Source organism: Pseudomonas sp. TWP3-1 (genome assembly GCF_049896625.1).
Taxonomy (GTDB): Bacteria; Pseudomonadota; Gammaproteobacteria; order Pseudomonadales; family Pseudomonadaceae; genus Aquipseudomonas.
On sequence record NZ_JAFCUQ010000002.1, the window covers coordinates 85,876 to 104,132 of the forward strand.

Annotated in this window: 16 protein-coding genes and 3 pseudogenes; 12 read left to right on the forward strand and 7 right to left on the reverse strand. The window is 60.0% G+C overall.

Annotation, left to right across the window (positions count from 1 at the left end):
* Window positions 1-26 precede the first annotated feature (26 nt).
* The 4 genes and pseudogenes from ACP7BN_RS03560 to ACP7BN_RS03575 all read right to left on the reverse strand — a co-directional run bounded on the left by ACP7BN_RS03560 (window position 27) and on the right by ACP7BN_RS03575 (window position 2,593).
* Window positions 27-872, reverse strand: a complete 846-nt coding sequence (locus tag ACP7BN_RS03560; RefSeq protein WP_426202196.1) for a methyl-accepting chemotaxis protein — start codon at window positions 870-872, stop codon at window positions 27-29.
* Between the two features lie 21 nt (window positions 873-893).
* Window positions 894-1,964: pseudogene (locus tag ACP7BN_RS03565) on the reverse strand (cache domain-containing protein); the annotation flags it as partial.
* Window positions 1,965-2,063: 99 nt separating this feature from the next.
* The gene (locus ACP7BN_RS03570; RefSeq protein ID WP_420646939.1) at window positions 2,064-2,366 is read right to left on the reverse strand and encodes a cell division protein ZapA; all 303 of its coding nucleotides are present in this window, start codon (window positions 2,364-2,366) and stop codon (window positions 2,064-2,066) included.
* On the reverse strand, window positions 2,363-2,593 hold the full coding sequence (locus tag ACP7BN_RS03575; RefSeq protein ID WP_420646938.1) for a hypothetical protein: 231 nt from the start codon (window positions 2,591-2,593) through the stop codon (window positions 2,363-2,365). The genes ACP7BN_RS03570 and ACP7BN_RS03575 overlap by 4 nt, the downstream gene beginning before the upstream one ends.
* 341 nt (window positions 2,594-2,934) lie before the next feature.
* On the opposite strand from ACP7BN_RS03575, the pseudogene ACP7BN_RS03580 reads away from it, so the two are divergent.
* The 5 genes and pseudogenes from ACP7BN_RS03580 to selO form a co-directional block, all read left to right on the forward strand.
* A pseudogene (locus ACP7BN_RS03580) lies at window positions 2,935-3,591 on the forward strand (MCP four helix bundle domain-containing protein); the annotation flags it as partial.
* Window positions 3,592-3,894: 303 nt separating this feature from the next.
* Window positions 3,895-4,494, forward strand: a pseudogene (locus ACP7BN_RS03585) (methyl-accepting chemotaxis protein); the annotation flags it as partial.
* Between the two features lie 349 nt (window positions 4,495-4,843).
* The gene (locus ACP7BN_RS03590; protein WP_426201692.1) at window positions 4,844-6,586 is read left to right on the forward strand and encodes a potassium/proton antiporter; all 1,743 of its coding nucleotides are present in this window, start codon (window positions 4,844-4,846) and stop codon (window positions 6,584-6,586) included.
* 34 nt (window positions 6,587-6,620) lie between these two features.
* Window positions 6,621-9,974: a mechanosensitive channel MscK gene (mscK, locus tag ACP7BN_RS03595; protein WP_426201694.1), complete on the forward strand. Its 3,354-nt coding sequence runs from the start codon at window positions 6,621-6,623 to the stop codon at window positions 9,972-9,974.
* Window positions 9,975-10,022: 48 nt separating this feature from the next.
* Window positions 10,023-11,486 carry a protein adenylyltransferase SelO gene (gene selO, locus ACP7BN_RS03600; protein ID WP_426201696.1) on the forward strand — a complete coding sequence of 488 codons (1,464 nt, stop codon included), beginning with the start codon at window positions 10,023-10,025 and terminating at the stop codon, window positions 11,484-11,486.
* Window positions 11,487-11,493: 7 nt separating this feature from the next.
* Here the strand turns inward: selO and ACP7BN_RS03605 are convergent, their stop codons facing one another.
* Both ACP7BN_RS03605 and ACP7BN_RS03610 read right to left on the reverse strand, forming a co-directional pair.
* On the reverse strand, window positions 11,494-11,856 hold the full coding sequence (locus tag ACP7BN_RS03605; RefSeq protein ID WP_426201698.1) for a type II toxin-antitoxin system PemK/MazF family toxin: 363 nt from the start codon (window positions 11,854-11,856) through the stop codon (window positions 11,494-11,496).
* Window positions 11,856-12,125, reverse strand: a complete 270-nt coding sequence (locus tag ACP7BN_RS03610; RefSeq protein ID WP_426201700.1) for an AbrB/MazE/SpoVT family DNA-binding domain-containing protein — start codon at window positions 12,123-12,125, stop codon at window positions 11,856-11,858. The genes ACP7BN_RS03605 and ACP7BN_RS03610 overlap by 1 nt, the downstream gene beginning before the upstream one ends.
* 236 nt (window positions 12,126-12,361) lie before the next feature.
* Here ACP7BN_RS03610 and trxC point away from each other — a divergent pair, with 236 nt between their 5' ends.
* Window positions 12,362-12,796, forward strand: coding sequence for a thioredoxin TrxC (gene trxC / locus ACP7BN_RS03615; protein WP_426201702.1), 435 nt, complete (start codon window positions 12,362-12,364; stop codon window positions 12,794-12,796).
* A 67-nt stretch (window positions 12,797-12,863) separates the two neighbouring features.
* On the opposite strand, the gene ACP7BN_RS03620 is transcribed toward trxC, so the two are convergent.
* Entirely contained in the window at window positions 12,864-13,631 is a 768-nt protein-coding gene (locus tag ACP7BN_RS03620) for a ParA family protein (RefSeq protein ID WP_420646931.1), read from the reverse strand.
* Window positions 13,632-13,986: 355 nt separating this feature from the next.
* Between ACP7BN_RS03620 and ACP7BN_RS03625 the strand changes: the two genes are divergently transcribed.
* Genes ACP7BN_RS03625 through ACP7BN_RS03650 form a run of 6 tightly spaced genes read left to right on the forward strand, consistent with a single transcriptional unit; the run spans window position 13,987 to window position 18,220 of the window.
* Window positions 13,987-14,712 (forward strand): beta-ketoacyl synthase chain length factor, encoded by a 726-nt coding sequence (locus tag ACP7BN_RS03625; protein WP_420646930.1) that lies wholly within the window; start codon window positions 13,987-13,989, stop codon window positions 14,710-14,712.
* Entirely contained in the window at window positions 14,688-15,497 is an 810-nt protein-coding gene (locus ACP7BN_RS03630; RefSeq protein WP_426201705.1) for a lysophospholipid acyltransferase family protein, read from the forward strand. Before ACP7BN_RS03625 ends, ACP7BN_RS03630 begins: the two co-directional genes overlap by 25 nt.
* Window positions 15,478-15,738 (forward strand): phosphopantetheine-binding protein, encoded by a 261-nt coding sequence (locus tag ACP7BN_RS03635; RefSeq protein ID WP_426201707.1) that lies wholly within the window; start codon window positions 15,478-15,480, stop codon window positions 15,736-15,738. Before ACP7BN_RS03630 ends, ACP7BN_RS03635 begins: the two co-directional genes overlap by 20 nt.
* A gap of 9 nt (window positions 15,739-15,747) precedes the next feature.
* Complete coding sequence (locus ACP7BN_RS03640) at window positions 15,748-16,002, forward strand: acyl carrier protein (RefSeq protein ID WP_426201708.1); 255 nt, start codon at window positions 15,748-15,750, stop codon at window positions 16,000-16,002.
* On the forward strand, window positions 15,999-16,544 hold the full coding sequence (locus tag ACP7BN_RS03645; protein ID WP_420646926.1) for a hypothetical protein: 546 nt from the start codon (window positions 15,999-16,001) through the stop codon (window positions 16,542-16,544). The genes ACP7BN_RS03640 and ACP7BN_RS03645 overlap by 4 nt, the downstream gene beginning before the upstream one ends.
* Window positions 16,541-18,220, forward strand: a complete 1,680-nt coding sequence (locus tag ACP7BN_RS03650; protein WP_426201711.1) for an AMP-binding protein — start codon at window positions 16,541-16,543, stop codon at window positions 18,218-18,220. The genes ACP7BN_RS03645 and ACP7BN_RS03650 overlap by 4 nt, the downstream gene beginning before the upstream one ends.
* Window positions 18,221-18,257: the final 37 nt, after the last annotated feature.

The window sequence follows — 18,257 nt, forward strand, 5'->3', positions numbered from 1 at the left end:
TGGCGTCAGCACAGTCGCCGCACTATTCAGCCAAGTTTGAACCCACCCATCTGCCGCGCCAGATCATCCGCCAGCCGCTGCAACATCTGACAATCCTCGCGACAAGCCCTGACCTCCCCGGCCGTCGCACGCGCCAGATCAGAAATCCCCTGCACGTTGCGGTTGATCTCTTCGGTCACCGCCGACTGCTCTTCCGTCGCCGTCGCCACCTGATGGTTCATGTCGCTGATGCGTTCAACCTGCCCGGTAATCGCCGTCAACGATGCCCCGGTGCGCTGACTCGATTCGACGCCAGTACCCGTCGCAGCCTGCCCGGTGCGCATCGATGAAACCGCATTTTCCGCGCCCTGCTTGAGGCTGCCGATCATCTGCTGGATCTCGTCAGTCGAGGCCTGCGTGCGCCGCGCCAAGGTGCGCACTTCATCCGCCACCACGGCAAAACCACGACCCATGTCCCCGGCCCGCGCTGCTTCAATTGCCGCATTGAGCGCCAACAGATTGGTCTGCTCGGAGATCCCGCGAATCACCGCCAGCACCTGATCGATCGACGCGACCTGATGCGCCAACTCACCCACCGCGCCAGCCGCCAAGCCAATCTCATCCGACATGCTTTCAATATGCCGAATCGAGCCGCCGACCACTTCGCGCGCTTGCATTGCTTCATCGCGCGCGGTCTGTGACGCCAGCGCCGCATTGCCGGCGTTCTGGGCGATTTCCTGCACGGTCAGGCCCATCTCGTGAACGGCGGTGGCGACCATGTCGGTCATTTCCTGTTGGCGACCTGAGCGCTCGGCGGTGTTATCCACAACCTTGGCCACTTGCACGACGGCGATGCGCAAGCGTTCGCTGGTCGCCAGCACTTCGGCGATCATCCCGCGTTGGCTGTCGAGGAAGCGGTTGAAGCCTCGCGCAAGATCACCGAGTTCATCGGCGCGACTGGAATCTAACCGGTGAGTCAAATCTCCCCCACCGCTACCGATTGCTACCAGCGCGGCTGTTACCTGACGAATCGGTCGCACCAATCCCTGAGCCAACCAGACCACCAGTGCCAGACACACCAGTGCCACCACCAGGCCAATCCCGCTGCTCATCCACATCGCTCGCCGGGCTTCGGCGTAGATCTGCGACTGCGGCACTTCGGCCACCAGCGTCCAGCCCAGATCGCGCAATGGCAGGCTGAACGCGAGAAATTCCTCGCCGTCGCGCTGGAAGCTGCTGTTAGCGGATTTTTTGTGGCCCATAAGTGCTTGCGACGCCTCGGCGCCAACCTGCTCACTCAAGGTGCGCTTGCCACTGAATTGCGCCTCGGGATGGACCTGGATCAAACCGTCGGAACGCACGAGATAGACCTTGCCGCGCTCGCCGAAGCTGAAGTTGTGAATCAGCTCCGACAGCTCCTTCATGCTCAGCCCAAGCCCGGCCACACCGACTACTTTACCGGCCTGCTCGACCTTCAAATCAATGAACAACGCGAGTTCACCAGTCGCCCCGTCGTTGTCGATATTCAGGGTGCGCGGCTGATTGCTGTCGAGGAAAGAATAGAACCAGGCGTCGGCCGGCTTGGACCGGCTGAGGGTGCGATCCAGGCCTTTTTCGGTGAAGTAATGATTGGAGTCAGTGCCGACGATCAGCGCAGTGAAGGCTTTGTGTTCGGCGCGGATGCCTTCCAGATACTGCACGAAGCCCGCCGTCTTGCCGACGTCTTCACCTCCGGCCAGCCAGTCACGCACCATGCTGTTGCTGGCGATGTCCTTGGCGGCAGTGAGCGGTTGAACGAGGATTCGTTCGATGTCATTGCGCGTCGCTTCGATGCTCGACGGCAGGGCTTGATCGACCAGATAGCTCTGGGCGAGGCGGTTGACCACGAGGGTATAAATGCCAACCACGATCAGAATGCTCACCAGCAGCGCGGTGCCCATGCTGAGGATCAACTGCCACTGAATACTGCGACGCCAGAACTGCATGGAGCACCCCCAAAGAATAAGAGGCTGAAACACTGCAACAGCCGTGCCGATTGTATACAACCCTATCGACAATCTTACTCTTTGGTTGTGCGCAATCCATCAACCCTGATTGATGGTCTTGGCGATGGTCTCGACCGTGGCGCTGACTTGCTCTTGGTAACGCTCGAGTTCCAGCTGATGCTGCTTCTTCATTTCGATCTGCTGCGAGCACAGATTCATCGCCGCCAGCACCAGCAGACGATCACCGATCAGCGTCGGGTATTTGCGTTTGGTGTCGGCCAATGCAGCCTTGAGCATCAATGCGGCATCCAGCAGGGTCTGTTCTTCCCCGGCCGGTGCCTTGATCGAATAGTCCTCCCCGAGAATCGAGACGACTTTTACCCCTGCTGTGCCGTGGTTCATGCGCTGACCGGACCGGCGTTGACGCGATCAACCAGGGCTTGAATGCGCGCGGCGGTGGCGCCGTGTTTTTCTTCCTGTTCCATCAGGTTGAGTTGCAGGCTTTCGTTTTCATCCTTGGCCTGGGCCAGTTCCGTGGACAGGGTCTGGTTGGTTTGCGTAAGGGTCTGGTTCTGTTGCACCAGGTCGCTGACGAGCTGTTCCAATTGGCTGAGGGATGCTTCCAACATGATGAATTCCAAGCAATTTCAAAGGGCGCGTACGATAAAGAAAAGTCGCCGTGGACGCTAGGGATAAACCGGCGCAAAGCCTTGATTTTCCTGACGACGGACCGTTCTTGCGAGTGTTAAAGACTGTGATCTGCCGATCTGGTTCCTGCACTTCGTCGATCCGGCCCGGATGCGACAAAAACGCGCACGGACTAAAGAGTTCGTTTTCAAGACCGATAAGTCATCCATCAGCAGTATTTGCCCGCATGGATGCGGCCCTCTTCGGTATCCGCCCCATGTCCCTTCGCAATATGAATATCGCGCCCCGCGCGTTCACCGGTTTCGCCCTGATCGGCGGCCTGATGCTGATCCTCGGGGTGTTTGCCCTGAACCAGATGAGCAAGATCCGCGCGGCTGGCGAAGACATCGCCAATGAAAGCGTGCCGTCGATCAAGGCTATCGATGAATTCACTCAACTGACGTTGCGCTTGCGAGTGCTTTCCTATCGCTTGCTGATTAACCGTGAACCGGACGTGCAGCAGAAAACCATCGAGCTGTTCGATTTGCGCAATCGCCAGATCGCCGATGCGCAAAAAGCCTACGAACCGCTGATCGATGGCCCGCAGGAACGCGCGGCGTACGACCAGTATCGCCAGTTGCTCGACCAATACCGCCAACTTGAAGACCGGATGAAATCCTTGTCGCGCAACAATCAGGTTGATGAACTGCGACAGATGCTCAACAGCGATTTGCTGAGTAACTCCGAAGCAGTGAACACCGCGCTGACGCGTCTGCTGGAGATCAACACTCAGCAGATTGCCGAGACCAATCAAGGCGCAAGCGACCAGTTTTCGATGTCGTTCGATCTGGTGGTGGGTTTGCTGCTGATCGCTACCGGCCTGACGATTCTGTTTGCCTGGCTGCTGACCAATAGCATCACCCGACCGATCGGCAAGGCCCTTGAGGCCGCGGAAACCATCGCCGAGGGCAATCTGACCCAGCCAATCCATGTCGATGGTGAAGATGAAGCCGGACGTCTGCTGGCGGCCATGGCCAAGATGCAATCGAAACTGCGCGACACCTTGCAGCGCATCTCCGGCTCGGCCACCCAGCTTGCGTCTGCAGCGGAAGAGCTGAACAGCGTCACCGACGAAAGCGCCCGTGGCCTGACTCAGCAGAACAACGAAATCGAACAGGCCGCAACCGCGGTCAACGAAATGACCAGCGCCGTGGAAGAAGTGGCGCGCAATGCGGTCAGCACCTCGGAAGCGTCGAAAAACGCTACCGCTTCGGCCGGTGATGGTCGCGATCTGGTGCAGGAAACGGTCAGCGCCATCGAACGCATGAGTGTCGACGTGCAGAGCACCGCAAGCCTGATCGGCGATCTGGCCAACGAATCCCGTGATATCGGCAAGGTGCTGGATGTGATTCGCGGTTTGGCGGATCAGACCAACCTGCTGGCGCTGAACGCCGCGATCGAAGCTGCACGTGCCGGTGAAGCCGGGCGTGGGTTTGCCGTGGTAGCTGACGAAGTGCGTGCCTTGGCCCATCGCACGCAGCAGTCGACCAGCGAAATCGAGCGCATGATCGGCAGCATTCAGAGCGGTACCGAGCATGCTGTGGATTCGATGCGTAACAGCACTGAACGCGCTGAATCGACGTTGAACATTGCACGTGGCGCCGGCATGTCGCTGGACACAATCAACACGGCGATTGTCGAGATCAACGAGCGCAACCTGGTGATCGCCAGTGCCGCTGAAGAGCAGGCGCAGGTGGCGCGCGAGGTTGATCGCAATCTGGTGAACATTCGTGATCTGTCGGTGCAATCGGCGACCGGGGCCAATCAGACCAGTGCGGCGAGCAATGAGCTGTCGCGACTGGCGCTGGATCTGAACAACATGGTTGGGCGGTTTAGCCTTTAAGATCAAAGGCTAACCCCCTCACCCCAACCCTCTCCCCCAGGGGGGCGAGGGGGAAAGGGGGCAGATCTTCAGCGTTCCAGAGATTTCTGCCCGACGCGAAATTTTTTTTACAAGCCTGAGTTAGACGCGGTATTTCACGTCGGCGTAATTCGAACATCCACCGCGGTCAGTCCCCTCTCCCCCCGGGAGAGGGTTAGGGTGAGGGCAGCAATAGCCAGCCGAGCCCATCACTCGAAAGCGCCAACGCAAAAACCTTTTTGACAGCATCACATTTCAACAGGTTAGAATCGCTGGCACGCAGACTGCATGGTCAGTTTGTGCCCGTTTCCACGCTTCTGGAGTACTGCCTTTGAATGCGACGACCATCAACAGCCTGTTCTTGATCGGCGCGTTGCTGGTAGGTGCAAGCATTCTGGTGAGCTCACTTTCTTCGCGCCTCGGCATCCCGATTCTGGTGATCATCCTCGCGGTAGGCATGGCTGCCGGGGTCGATGGCGGCGGGATCATTTTCGATAACTATCCGACGGCCTATCTGGTCGGCAACCTCGCACTCGCGGTGATCCTGCTCGACGGTGGTTTGCGCACACGGGTTTCAAGTTTCCGCGTGGCGTTGTGGCCAGCCTTGTCGCTGGCAACGGTCGGGGTGTTGATCACCACCGGCCTGACCGGCATGGCCGCCGCGTGGCTGTTCGACCTGAACATGATTCAAGGCCTGTTGATCGGCGCGATTGTCGGCTCGACCGACGCCGCCGCGGTGTTCTCGCTGCTCGGCGGCAAGGGCCTGAACGAACGGGTAACTGCCACTCTGGAAATCGAGTCCGGTAGCAACGACCCGATGGCGGTGTTCCTCACCGTGACCCTGATCGACATGCTCGCCAGTGGTCAGACCGGCCTGCACTGGAGCCTGTTGACGCACCTGATCCGCGAGTTCGGTATCGGTGGCGTGATCGGTCTCGGTGGCGGCTGGCTGATGTTGCAACTGGTCAACCGCATCAACCTCGCGGCCGGGCTGTATCCGATTCTGGTGATTGCCGGCGGTCTGGTGGTGTTCGCGTTGACCAACGCCTTGCACGGCAGCGGTTTCCTCGCGGTTTACCTGTGCGGTCTGGTGATCGGCAACCGGCCGGTGCGCAGTCGTCACGGCATCCTGCACATGCTCGACGGCATGGCGTGGCTGGCGCAGATCGGCATGTTCCTCGTGCTGGGGCTGCTGGTCACACCGCATGATCTGCTGCCGATCGCCCTGCCCGCTCTGGGTCTGGCGCTGTGGATGATCCTGTTTGCGCGACCGTTGTCGGTCATGGTCGGGTTGTTGCCGTTCAAGGCGTTCCATGGGCGCGAGAAGGCGTTCATCTCCTGGGTTGGGCTACGCGGCGCGGTACCGATCATTCTGGCGGTGTTCCCGCTGATGGCCGGGCTGCCGAACGCGCAGCTGTACTTCAACCTGGCATTCTTTATCGTGCTGGTGTCGCTGCTGGTACAGGGCACGAGCCTGCCATGGGTGGCCAAACTGTTGAAGGTGACGGTACCGCCGGAGCCTGCGCCGATCTCGCGCGCGGCGCTGGAAGTACACGTCACCAGCGAGTGGGAGCTGTTCGTTTATCGCCTCGGCGCCGAGAAATGGTGCATCGGTTCACCCCTGCGCGAGCTGAAAATGCCCGAAGGCACCCGCATCGCGGCACTGTTTCGTGGGCAACAACTGCTCCATCCGTCGGGTAGTACGGTGCTGGAAGTCGATGATTTGCTGTGTGTTATCGGCCATGAACACAACTTGCCAGCCCTCGGAAAACTCTTCAGTCAGGCGCCACAACGCGGCCTCGATCTGCGCTTCTTCGGCGATTTCGTACTTGAAGGAGACGCCCAGCTCAAAGCGGTTGCCGCCCTTTACGGGTTGCCGGCCGAAGGCATCGATCCGGACATGACCCTGGGCACGTTCATCGCGCACAAAGTGGGTGGTGCGCCAATCGTCGGTGACCAGGTCGAGTGGAACAACACCCACTGGACGGTTGCGGTCATGGACGGGAACAAGATTGGCAAAGTCGGCGTCAGATTCCCCGAAGGAAGTCGCCCGGGCCCCGGTCTCTTCCTCTAAACTGCGTCCACTCTCACTTGCTCGACCGGTCTCTATGCCTAACCTGCGCTCCGTTTTCGCCGCCGCCCTGCTGGGCCTGAGTCTCACCGTCGGCCCGCTGTACGCCGCCGAACCGCCGTCCACTGCCACCGTACAGGCCAGCCTGGACAAGATCGCCGACAGCAAACTGCCGGAGGCTGATAAAAAGACTCTGCAAACCGTTCTGCAAAACACGCTGACCCAGCTCAATAATCAGCGTGACTACGAGCAGAAGCTGGTCGATCTCAAGCAGCAGTTGGCCAGCGCGCCGAAGGCAACCATCGAGAATGCTCGCGAGCTGACGCGCCTCAAGGCCAGCACGGTGATTCCGATTGCCCAGCGCTTTCCCAAGGAAAACATTCAGCAGCTCGAGCAGATTCTCACCGAGCGCTCGACCCAGCAAAGCGACCTGCAAAAAGCCCTGGCCGATGCCAACAGCCTGATCATCACCGCCCAGACTCGCCCCGAGCGGGCGCAGGCGGAGATATCCAGCAGCCAGACGCGCATTCAGCAGATCAACAACATCCTCAAGTCCGGCAAGGACAACGGCAAGGCCGTGAGCAGCGAACAACGCGACCTGCTCAACGCCGAGCTGGCAGCGCTGAATGCGCTGATTCCACTGCGCCGTCAGGAGTTGGCCGGCAACAACCAACTGCAGGATCTGGGCAACAGCCAGCATGACCTGCTGTCGGAAAAAACCGAGCGCCTCGACCACGAGATTCAAGAGCTGCAGACACTGATCAACCAGAAGCGTCTGGCCCAGTCGCAGGAAACCGTTACCCAGCAGTCGATCGAAGCGCAGAAGTCCGGCAGTAGTGCCCTGCTCGCGACTGAAAGTGCGACCAACCTCAAGCTCTCCGATTACTTGCTGAAAAGCACCGACCGCCTCAACGAAGTCACCCAGCAAAACCTGCAAACCAAGCAGCAGCTGGACAGCGTGACCCAGAGCGACGCGGCCCTCGACGAGCAGATCAACGTGCTCAAGGGCAGTCTGCTGCTGTCGAAAATTCTCTATAAGCAGAAGCAAGCGCTGCCGCGACTCAAGGTTGACCGCGATCTGGCGGATCAGATCGCTGATATTCGTCTGTATCAGTTCGACGTCAGTCAGCAGCGCGAACTGCTGAGCAATCCGGCCACCTACGTCGACACTCTGCTGGCCACGCAACCGCCGGAGCAAATTACACCGCAACTGCGCAAAAGCCTGCTGGAGCTGGCCAACACCCGTGCCGACCTGCTGGAACGCTTGAACCGCGAATTGAGCGCGATGCTCAATGAATCGATCACCCTGCAACTCAATCAGAAACAACTGCTGAGCACCGCGCAGAGCCTGCGCGCGACCCTCGATGAGCAGATGTTCTGGATCCCGAGCAACAAGCCGCTGGACACCGAGTGGATGCGCGGCGTGCCGGAGCGGCTGAAACGCCAGGTTGATACGTTGCCATGGACTTCCAGCCTCAGCGAGTTGGTTGATGGTCTGACTCAGCGCCCGCTACTGTTCCTGCCGCTGGCCCTGTTGATCGGCGCGCTGCTATGGCGTCGCAAAAGTCTGTACGGGCGCCTGAACAAGGTTCACCAGGACATCGGTCACTTCAAGCGCGACAGCCAATGGCACACGCCGCAGGCGATTCTGATCAACATCCTGCTGGCCATGCCGGTGGCGCTGGGCCTCGGCCTGTGCGGTCTGGCGTTGCAGATCGACGCCCGTGGGCAGAACGCCAATATGGGCGCGGCGCTACTGCAAATGGGCCAGGCGTGGCTGGTGTTCTACACCGCGTACCGGATTCTCGCGCCGGGCGGCGTTGCTGAATTGCACTTCCGCTGGGAGAAGCCGCAGGTCGAATTCCTGCAAGGCTGGGTGCGCAAACTCGGGCTGGTGGTCATGGCATTGGTAGCCGTGGTTGCGGTCGCCGAGTTGCAACCGGCGGCCTTGGCTGACGACGTGCTCGGTATGCCGGTGGTGTTGACTTGCTACGCCCTGATGGCGTGGTTGCTCAGCCGCTTGCTGATCAGCAGCCCGACCCACGAAAACGCCTCGCTGTTCCGCAAGACATTGGGCGTGATGTTCACCCTGCTGCCGATCGCCTTGTTCGTAGCCGTGTGCTTTGGCTACTACTACACCGCGCTCAAGCTCAGTGATCGCTTGATCAACACGCTGTACCTGCTGATGTTCTGGCTGGTGATCGAAGCCACCTTCGTGCGTGGCCTGTCGGTTGCGGCGCGGCGCCTGGCTTACCAGCGTGCGCTGGCCAAACGTCAGGCGGCGAAAGAGGCTGGCGACGGCGAAGCAATCATCGAAGAACCGACGCTGGACATCGAAAAGGTCAACGAACAATCCCTGCGCCTGATCCGTCTGGCGCTGCTCAGCGGTTTTATCGCTGCGCTGTACTGGGTCTGGTCGGATCTGATTTCGGTGTTCTCGTACCTCGACAACATCACCCTCTACGAATACACCAGCGGCACCGGCGCCAACATGAGCATGGTGCCGATCAGCATCGGCGACATGCTCGGGGCGCTGATCATCATCGGCATCACCTTCGCCCTGGCCCGCAACTTGCCCGGCCTGCTCGAAGTGTTCGTGCTGTCGAAACTCAACCTGGCGCAGGGCAGCGCCTATGCGACCACAACGTTGCTGTCCTACGTGATCGCCGGCATCGGCTTTGTCTCGACCCTGTCGACCCTCGGCGTGAGTTGGGACAAGTTGCAATGGCTGGTGGCGGCGCTGTCAGTCGGCCTCGGGTTCGGTATGCAGGAGATTTTCGCGAACTTCATCTCCGGCATCATGATCCTGTTCGAGCGCCCGGTGCGCATCGGCGACACCATCACCATCGGCAACCTGTCCGGCACCGTGAGCAAGATCCGCATTCGTGCCACGACCATCACCGACTTCGACCGCAAGGACATCATAGTCCCGAACAAAACGTTCATCACCGGGCAACTGATCAACTGGTCGCTGACGGACACCGTTACTCGAGTCACCCTCAAACTGGGTGTCGACTACGGTTCCGATCTGGATCTGGTCAAGGAGCTGCTGCTCAAGGCCGCCCGGGAAAACCCGCGCGTGCTCAAGGAACCGGAGCCGCTCGTGTACTTCCTCAACTTTGGCGAAAGCACCCTCGACCACGAACTGCGCATGCACGTTCGCGATCTGGGCGACCGCAACCCGGTGCTGGATGAGGTCAACCGCTTCATCAATAGCGAGTTCAAGAAGCAGCACATCAACATTTCGTTCCGCCAGATGGAGGTTTACCTGAAGAACCTGCACGGCCAAGAATACAAGTTGGTGCCAATCGAACCCGAAAGCAAAACCATTGTCGCCGTGCCCGACGAGCAGAAACCGCTGCAAGAGCCGCCGCCGGTCAAACTCGACTAACCCGGTCAGACCCAGCAGAATGCCCGGACATTCTGCTGGAGCCGGCCCGTGAAAGCCCTCGACGAACTGACCTTCGACAATCGTTTCGCCCGCCTCGGCGATGCGTTCTCGGCCCATGTGCTGCCCGAACCGATCGACAATCCACGCCTGGTAGTCGCCAGCCCCGCCGCACTGGCGCTGCTCGATCTCGGCCCGGCCGTGGCCGATACCCAGGAATTCGCCGAGTTGTTCGGCGGCCACAAATTGTGGGCCGACGCCGAACCGCGCGCGATGGTGTATTCCGGGCATCAGTTCGGCGGCTACACGCCGCAGCTGGGCGATGGTCGCGGATTGTTGCTGGGCGAGGTGTACAACGAGGCCGGCGAGCATTGGGACTTGCACCTCAAGGGCGCAGGGCAGACGCCGTTCTCGCGCATGGGCGATGGTCGCGCGGTGCTGCGTTCGTCGATCCGCGAATTTCTCGCTTCTGAAGCCTTGCACGGGCTGAACATTCCTTCTTCGCGCGCGGCCTGCGTGATCGGCTCCGACACTCCTGTCTGGCGTGAGAAGCAGGAACGCGCAGCGATGGTGCTGCGTCTGGCGCCGAGCCACATCCGTTTCGGCCACTTCGAATATTTCTATTACACCAAGCGGCCCGAACAGCAAAAGCTGCTCGGGGAGCATGTGCTGGCGATGCATTTTCCGGAATGTCTGGAGCAGCCGGAGCCTTATCTGGCGATGTTCCGCGAGATCGTTGAGCGTAACGCCGAACTGATCGCCAAGTGGCAGGCGTACGGTTTCTGCCACGGCGTGATGAACACCGACAACATGTCGATCCTCGGCATCACCTTCGACTTCGGTCCGTTCGCGTTTCTCGACGACTTCGACGCCAATTTCATCTGCAACCACTCCGATGATCAGGGTCGTTACTCGTTCAGCAATCAAGTGCCGATCGGACAGTGGAACCTCAGCGCCCTCGCCCAGGCGCTGACGCCATTCATCAGCGTCGACGCCCTGCGTGAAGCCCTGGGCCTGTATCTGCCGCTGTATCAAGCGCACTACCTCGACCTGATGCGCCGCCGCCTCGGCTTCACCACGGCAGAAGATGACGATCAGAAACCCATCGAGCAATTGCTGCAATTGATGCAGAACAGCGGCGTTGATTACACGCTGTTTTTCCGCCGTTTAGGCGAGGATTCAGCCGAGCTGGCAGTCGCCCAACTGCGTGATGATTTCGTTGATATCAAAGGCTTCGACGCTTGGGGCGAGCAGTACTTGGCACGGGTTGCGCGCGATGGCCTCAGCGATCAAGAAGCACGTCGTGCGCGGATGCACGCGGTAAATCCGCTGTACATCCTGCGCAACTATCTGGCGCAGAAAGCAATTGATGCGGCGGAGCAAGGTGATTACTCGGAGGTTCGGCGCTTGCACGCAGTGCTGAGCAAACCGTTTGAGCAACAACCGGGCATGGACAGCTACGCCGAGCGGCCTCCGGAGTGGGGCAAGCATTTGGAGATTAGTTGTTCTTCGTAAGGAGCAATCAGTCCTGCGGATCGATAGCACTGACGACGCGAGCAACAATGTCGGCCATCGTGACATCATCTAGACGCTCGATGAATTTGGCCGACCCGTCTCGTACACGCTCTTCGATATCGAAGCTGCGAACCTGATTGCAAACTGCAACGCCGTTGGTTTCGTGGCCAGAAACAACAACGGCAAGTCCCGAATTTCGACTGAAGTTTCCACCGCTGGTCACAGGGACAGTCATGCTGACGCCCAAAGCGTTGATTTCCCGAGGCGTAATGACTACAAAGCGGTGTCGATCCATCATTTCCCGCCCCGCCACCGGATTTGGATCGATCCAATAAACATCACCCCGCTGAGGGGGTTGCCTGCGTACCATCAACCCAACTCCCGACCAACAGGATCACCTTCGCGAGCTTCGGCCGTTTGGGCATTCAATACCTGAAGCGACTCTGACCCCTCAAGAAGTTCAGACAGGCTGTAACGCTTGCGTGCGGGAGGAGCCACCGGTCGTGCGACCAACTCACCATCGACCACATTCAATTCCAACTGCGCCCCGACTTCGAGGTGCAAGAGCTTCAGCAGTGTCGGCGGAATGGTGATGACAGCGGCACCGCCCTGACGACGTATTTTGGAGGTTACGGACATGACGTCACTCCGATCCGGAAAAATATGGCTATCAATTTCTTGATTAGTGCAACAAAAGTAGCACGCAGATATAAGCAAAGCGACATCCTCACGACAAGCGCAAAAAATTGAGTTCGCTAGCAGCCTAGTCATCGATTGGGAAATTCAACGCGCGTAACTGTTAGCAGTTGCAACATTGATAATTCACTCCTGCGTCACTACATCAGTTGCATAGACCTCCTCTTCAAGAGCCAATCATGACCAACCCACTCCTGATCCCCTGCCCCCACTGCAACGGCCTCAACCGCATCCCCGCCGAACGCCTCGGCGACGCACCCAAGTGCGGGCGCTGCAAGGCTGAGGTTCTATTGAGCAAGCCGTTCGAACTCAAGCAAGGCGATTACGCCAGTCAGATCAAGGGTGATCTGCCGTTATTGGTGGACGTGTGGGCGGACTGGTGCGGGCCGTGCAAGTCGTTTGCACCGGTGTTCGAGCAGGCGGCGGCGCAGTTGGCGGGCAAGTGTCGGCTGGCCAAGCTCGACAGCGAGGCGAATCAGCAACTGTCGGCGCAGTTGGGGATTCGCTCGATTCCGAGTTTGATTCTGTTCAAGAACGGTCGCGAAGTGGCGCGCCAGAGTGGGGCATTTCCGTTGCCGCAGTTGATGGCGTGGTTGCGTAGCCAAGGCATCTGACACAACACACCCCCCTGTGGGAGCTAGCCTGCTAGCTCCCACAGGGGGGTGTGGGGTAGCTTGAAATTCAGGCTTCGAGCAGGTTGTGCAGCTCGACAAACTGCTGCGTCAGCTTGTGCCGTGGATCGAGGTGGATCAGCGGCGTATTCGCCTGATGCGACTCACGCATGCGCACCGAGCTGGTGAGATACACCGGCAGCACCGGCAAACCCTCGGCAATCAACTCATCAAGAATCTGCTGCGGCAGGCTCGCCCGGGCCTGGAACTGGTTGACCACGATGCCTTCGACTTCGAGGCCTTCATTGTGGTCTTCCTTCAGCTCTTCGATTTCCGCCAACAAGCCATACAGGGCCTGACGCGAGAAACTGTCGCAGTCGAACGGAATCAACACACGATCTGCGGCAATCAGCGCCGATACCGCATAGAAATTCAAGGCTGGCGGCGTATCGAGGTAAATCCGATCGTAATCTTCCGAGAGTTCGTCGAGCAATTTACGCAGCTTGTTGATCTTGTGCTTGGCCTCAAGCTTGGGCTGCAAGTCGGCCAGTTCGGCAGTAGCGGTGATGATGTGCAGGTTATCGAACGGAGTTTCGTAGATATCCGCCTGATTCTTCTTCGAGAACGGCCCTGAAGACAGGGTCTGCTTGAAGAAATCGGCAATCCCCATCGGAATGTCGTTACCCGTGAGGCCGGTCAGATACTGAGTGGAATTGGCCTGGGCATCGAGGTCCACCAACAACGTGCGATAACCTTCGCTGGCGCTGACCGCCGCCAGATTGCAGGCAATGCTCGACTTGCCTACGCCACCTTTCTGATTGAACACCACGCGCCGCATGACAAAACCTCCGTGTATCAAAGAATGACCGAGTGTAGTTGCGCCCGGCATGGCTTCGCTACCTTCAACGACACGGACTACAGAGTCAGGCGCAAATATCCCAATGTCTGCGGCGCCAAAACCGCCGTCAATCGATGAATTGGCCGACAGACAAACCCTCAGCGATCCGGATAATGGCCAAGTGACAGTTTTTCCCACGAACCACTCAGTACATTTCATTGGCCAAAATGTAACCAGCATTTGCTACACACCCGTCGCACCGGGATAATGCGCCACCCGGCGCCACGCGCCAGATCCAGTCAGCTGCGCCTTGGGCGACTCAGCGCGTCAATTTAAGCCCGCAGGGGCGGGATGAATGTCCGTGATCAACTTCAACATCGCCCAATGGCGCGCCTGGGCCCCCGGGCTCGACAGCGTGGACGCGTGGCAAGCCTGGAGCCGACAGCCGGTCGTGCTACAGAGCAGCGATGCCGCGCCCGATGTGTCGTTCCTCCCGGCCATGCAGCGCCGTCGTCTCAGCCGTCTGGCGCGCATGGCTTTCAGCGTCGGCTGGCCACTAGCCGACGGTCGGAAAGACCTGCCACTGGTGTTCATCTCCCGGCACGGCGAAACCCCACGCACTTACGAAATCCTCAGCGATCTGGCCAACGAACAACCACTGTCGCCGACCCAGTTCAGCCTGTCGGTGCACAACGCGATCATTGGTCTGTGGTCGATAATGCGCGGCGAAACCAGCGAAATGACCGCCCTCGCCGCGGCTGGCGACGGCCTGGAACACGGCATGCTCGAAGCCGCCGCGCTGCTCAACGAAGGCGCCCCCGCGGTGTTGTTGGTGATCACCGAGGAACAACCGCCCGCAGCTTATTCGGCGTGGATCGACGACGTGCCGTTCCCCTACGCTCTCGGCCTGTTGCTGACCCCCGGTACCGACTGGCGGCTGACCCTGAACAGCACCCCTGAAGCACTGTCCAAAGCGCACTGGCCCCACGCGCTGAATCTGCTGCCAACCCTGCTCGGCCAGCAAACCCACTGCCAACATGCCTGGAAAAATCGCGTATGGAACTGGCAACGCAACCCGTGACCGGGAAAACCCGCGACGCCTACTACTGGCGCCTGCTGGCCACTGCCGCAAGCTTCGTGCTGTTCGGGCTCGGCGGTCTGTGCCTGCGCGTGCTGGTGTTTCCGCTGCTCGGCTGCCTGCCCGGCGATGCGCGCAAACATCGCGAGCGGGCACGCTGGACGGTCAGTCGGCTGTTCTGGTTTTTCGTACGGTTCATGGCGCGTACCGGCGTGCTGACTTATGACATTCAAGGTGCCGAGCGGCTGGGTCGTCCGGGACAGATGATCATCGCCAACCACCCGTCGCTGATCGACGTGGTGTTCCTGATCGGCCTGGTGCGCCACGCCAATTGCGTGGTGAAGAAAAGCCTGTGGGAGAATCCCTTCACCCGTGGCCCGCTGCGCAGCACCGAATACATCAGCAACGACGGCAGCATGGACATGCTCGATAGCGCCGCACAGGCGTTGCAAAACGGCCAGACCCTGATCATTTTCCCCGAGGGCACGCGCACCCAGCCGGGGCAGGCGCCGGCCTTTCATCGGGGCGCTGCGGCCATTGCCCTGCGTGGTGCGAGAATCCTCACCCCGGTAGTGATCAAGGTCAGCCCGACCACTTTGACCAAGGCCGAACCGTGGTATCGCATCCCGCATCGCCGCGTGCACTTCAGTTTTCAGGTCGGGGCCGATATAGACCCACAGACCTTTGCCGCGCAAGGCCCTGCACCGCAGGCCTCGCGCAAGCTCAACGATTATTTGCATCAATTCTTTATCAAGGAGCTCGCCGAAGATGAGCGATCTGCACCGTGACATCAAACTGCTGATCATCGACGCCCTCGGCCTCGAAGACATCAGCGTCGCCGACATCGGCGACGACCAGACATTGTTCGGCGAAGGGCTTGGCCTGGATTCGGTCGATGCATTGGAACTTGGCCTGGCGATCCAGAAAAAGTACGGCATCAAGATCGACGCCGACGCCAAGGACACCCGCAACCATTTCTCCAACGTGGCGAGCCTTGCGGCATTCGTCACGGCAAAACAGGCAGCTTGAGACCGGACCATGCAAACTCGTGACGATATTTTCAACACCCTGCGCGATGCCTTGGTCGAGCTGTTCGAACTGGATCCGGCCCGTGTGAGCCTGGAATCCAACCTGTATCAGGATCTGGAAATCGACAGCATCGACGCGGTCGACCTGATCGACCACATCAAACGCCAGACCGGCAAGAAAATCGCCGCCGAGGAATTCAAATCGGTGCGCACCGTCGGCGATGTGGTCGAGGCGGTCTACCGTCTGGTTCATCCGGCCGCATGAGTCGACTGATCGGCCTCGGCCTGCTATTGGCCGGGCTGCTGTACCCATTTGCGGTGTATTTCGGCATGGAGCACTTCGCGCCGTGGCAGTTCGGGTTGCTGCTCGGCAGTCTGTGGCTGGCCCGCGCGCTGACCGGCGAGCGCAAACCCGGCAGTCTGTGGATGGCCGTTGTAGCAATCGTGTTCTGCGTACTGCTGGCGCTGTTCGACAACCCGCTGTTGCTGCGTTGGTACCCGGTGCTGATCAGCGCTTTCATGTTGGCGCTGTTCAGCCTGAGCCTGAAATACGGCCCGCCGATGGTCGAGCGCATGGCGCGTCTGCGTGAACCGCAGTTGCCAGCTATCGCAGTGCGCTACTGCCGCAAGGTCACCGTGGCCTGGAGCATTTTTTTCTTCTGCAACGGTTTGTGCGCCGCCCTGCTCACGCTATGGGCACCGCTGAACTGGTGGATGTTGTACACAGGCCTGATCTCCTACGGATTGATCGGCCTGATGTTTGCCATTGAATGGCTGATACGACAACGGGTAAGAGGTCACCCATGAACTGGATAAAACTTGAGCTGCTGTTGCTCAAGGCACTGCCGTCGCGCGCGGTCACCGACGCGCCGGCACTTGACCATGCACAACTGCGCGAACAGGCCCTGAGTCTGGCCGCTGGTCTGCAAGCTCAAGGCGTACGGCGTCTGGCACTGCATCTGGAAGATGCTGTCGATCTGGCCGTCGCCTTGCTCGGAGCCTGGCGCGCGGGTGTCAGCGTGTTGCTGCCTTCCGACCTGCAAGCGCAAACGCGCCAGCGCTGGTCGGGTGAAGTCGATCTGTGGCTGACCGATCAGGCCGGTGACGCGCATCTGAGCGATTTTCAGCAGCCACCATTGGCTGGTGCTGAGCTGGATCTCGACCACTGCCAACTCAGCCTGTGCACCTCCGGCTCGAGCGGCGAGCCGAAGCGCATCGACAAGACCCTGCGCCAACTGGCCAATGAAGTTGAAGCCCTGGAACAACTGTGGGGCGCCGAGCTTGGCCAAGCCTGCATCATCGGCAGCGTCGCCACTCAACATATTTACGGTTTGCTGTTCCGCGTGCTGTGGCCGCTGTGCGCCGGGCGCCCGTTCGTGCGCAAGCAACTGGCATTCCCCGAAGACCTGCAACGCGCCAGCCGCGAATACCCGGCCTTCGCCTGGGTCGCCAGCCCGGCGTTGCTCAAGCGCATGGGCGACAACCTCGACTGGCCAGCCTTGAGCAGTGTGCGTCGGGTGTTTTCCTCCGGCGGCGCGCTGCCGGCGGATGCCGCGCAAAGCCTGCATCAGCGTCTGGGCCAGTGGCCGACGGAAATCCTCGGCAGCTCGGAAACCGGCGGAATCGCCTGGCGTCAGGGCGCACAACTCTGGCAGCCATTTGCCGACGTCAAGCTCACTCAGGACGACGACGGTGCACTGCTGATCGCCTCGCCGTATCTGCCTGCCGGGCACATCGAACACACCGCCGATGCTGCACGCATTGCGCACGATGGTCGTTTCGAACTGCTCGGTCGCCTCGACCGGATCGTCAAACTCGAAGAAAAACGCATCTCCCTGCCGATGCTCGAACACGCCTTGGTCGCCCACGACTGGGTCGCCGAAGCGCGCCTTGGCGTGGTCCAGGAAAACCGCGCATCCCTCGGGGCGTTGCTGGTGCTCAGCGAGTCCGGCCTGTTTGCCCTGCGCGAGCACGGCCGCCGCAGCCTGACCGAAGCCCTGCGCCGCCACTTGAGTCAGCACTGCGAAGCTCTGGCCCTGCCCCGCCGCTGGCGTTTGCTGCGCCAGATGCCGCTGAACACTCAGGGCAAACTGCCGCAGTCCGAGGTCGAGGCACTGTTGCTGGCGCCGCGACCTAAAGCGGCGCAAGTGCTTGAGCAAAGTGAAACTGATGGTGAATGGAACCTGCAACTCAGCGTTCCGCCAGATCTGGCGTACTTCAGCGGCCATTTCCCCAAAGCCCCGGTGCTGCCGGGCGTGGTGCAGGTCGAATGGGCGCTGAATCTTGGTCGACAGTTGCTCAACCTGTCCGGCGCGTTTGCCGGTATGGAAGTGCTGAAATTCCAGCAACTGGTACGCCCCGGCGATGAAATCCAGTTGCATCTGCGCTTCGATCCGGCACGCGGCAAACTGTATTTCACCTACCGCAACGACACCGCCACCTGCTCCAGCGGCCGCATATTGCTGGAGACAACTGATGAGTAACCTGTGGCGAGGGAGCTTGCTCCCGCTGGGTTGCGCA

Coding starts and splice junctions, on each gene's coding strand:
- ACP7BN_RS03560 (WP_426202196.1), bottom strand. CDS start 872: ATGATCGCCGAAGTGCTGGCGACCAGCGAACGCTTGCGCATCGCCGTC.
- ACP7BN_RS03570 (WP_420646939.1), bottom strand. CDS start 2,366: ATGAACCACGGCACAGCAGGGGTAAAAGTCGTCTCGATTCTCGGGGAG.
- ACP7BN_RS03575 (WP_420646938.1), bottom strand. CDS start 2,593: ATGTTGGAAGCATCCCTCAGCCAATTGGAACAGCTCGTCAGCGACCTG.
- mscK (WP_426201694.1), top strand. CDS start 6,621: ATGCCTAACCTGCGCTCCGTTTTCGCCGCCGCCCTGCTGGGCCTGAGT.
- ACP7BN_RS03605 (WP_426201698.1), bottom strand. CDS start 11,856: ATGGTACGCAGGCAACCCCCTCAGCGGGGTGATGTTTATTGGATCGAT.
- ACP7BN_RS03610 (WP_426201700.1), bottom strand. CDS start 12,125: ATGTCCGTAACCTCCAAAATACGTCGTCAGGGCGGTGCCGCTGTCATC.
- trxC (WP_426201702.1), top strand. CDS start 12,362: ATGACCAACCCACTCCTGATCCCCTGCCCCCACTGCAACGGCCTCAAC.
- ACP7BN_RS03620 (WP_420646931.1), bottom strand. CDS start 13,631: ATGCGGCGCGTGGTGTTCAATCAGAAAGGTGGCGTAGGCAAGTCGAGC.
- ACP7BN_RS03625 (WP_420646930.1), top strand. CDS start 13,987: ATGTCCGTGATCAACTTCAACATCGCCCAATGGCGCGCCTGGGCCCCC.
- ACP7BN_RS03630 (WP_426201705.1), top strand. CDS start 14,688: ATGGAACTGGCAACGCAACCCGTGACCGGGAAAACCCGCGACGCCTAC.
- ACP7BN_RS03635 (WP_426201707.1), top strand. CDS start 15,478: ATGAGCGATCTGCACCGTGACATCAAACTGCTGATCATCGACGCCCTC.
- ACP7BN_RS03640 (WP_426201708.1), top strand. CDS start 15,748: ATGCAAACTCGTGACGATATTTTCAACACCCTGCGCGATGCCTTGGTC.
- ACP7BN_RS03645 (WP_420646926.1), top strand. CDS start 15,999: ATGAGTCGACTGATCGGCCTCGGCCTGCTATTGGCCGGGCTGCTGTAC.
- ACP7BN_RS03650 (WP_426201711.1), top strand. CDS start 16,541: ATGAACTGGATAAAACTTGAGCTGCTGTTGCTCAAGGCACTGCCGTCG.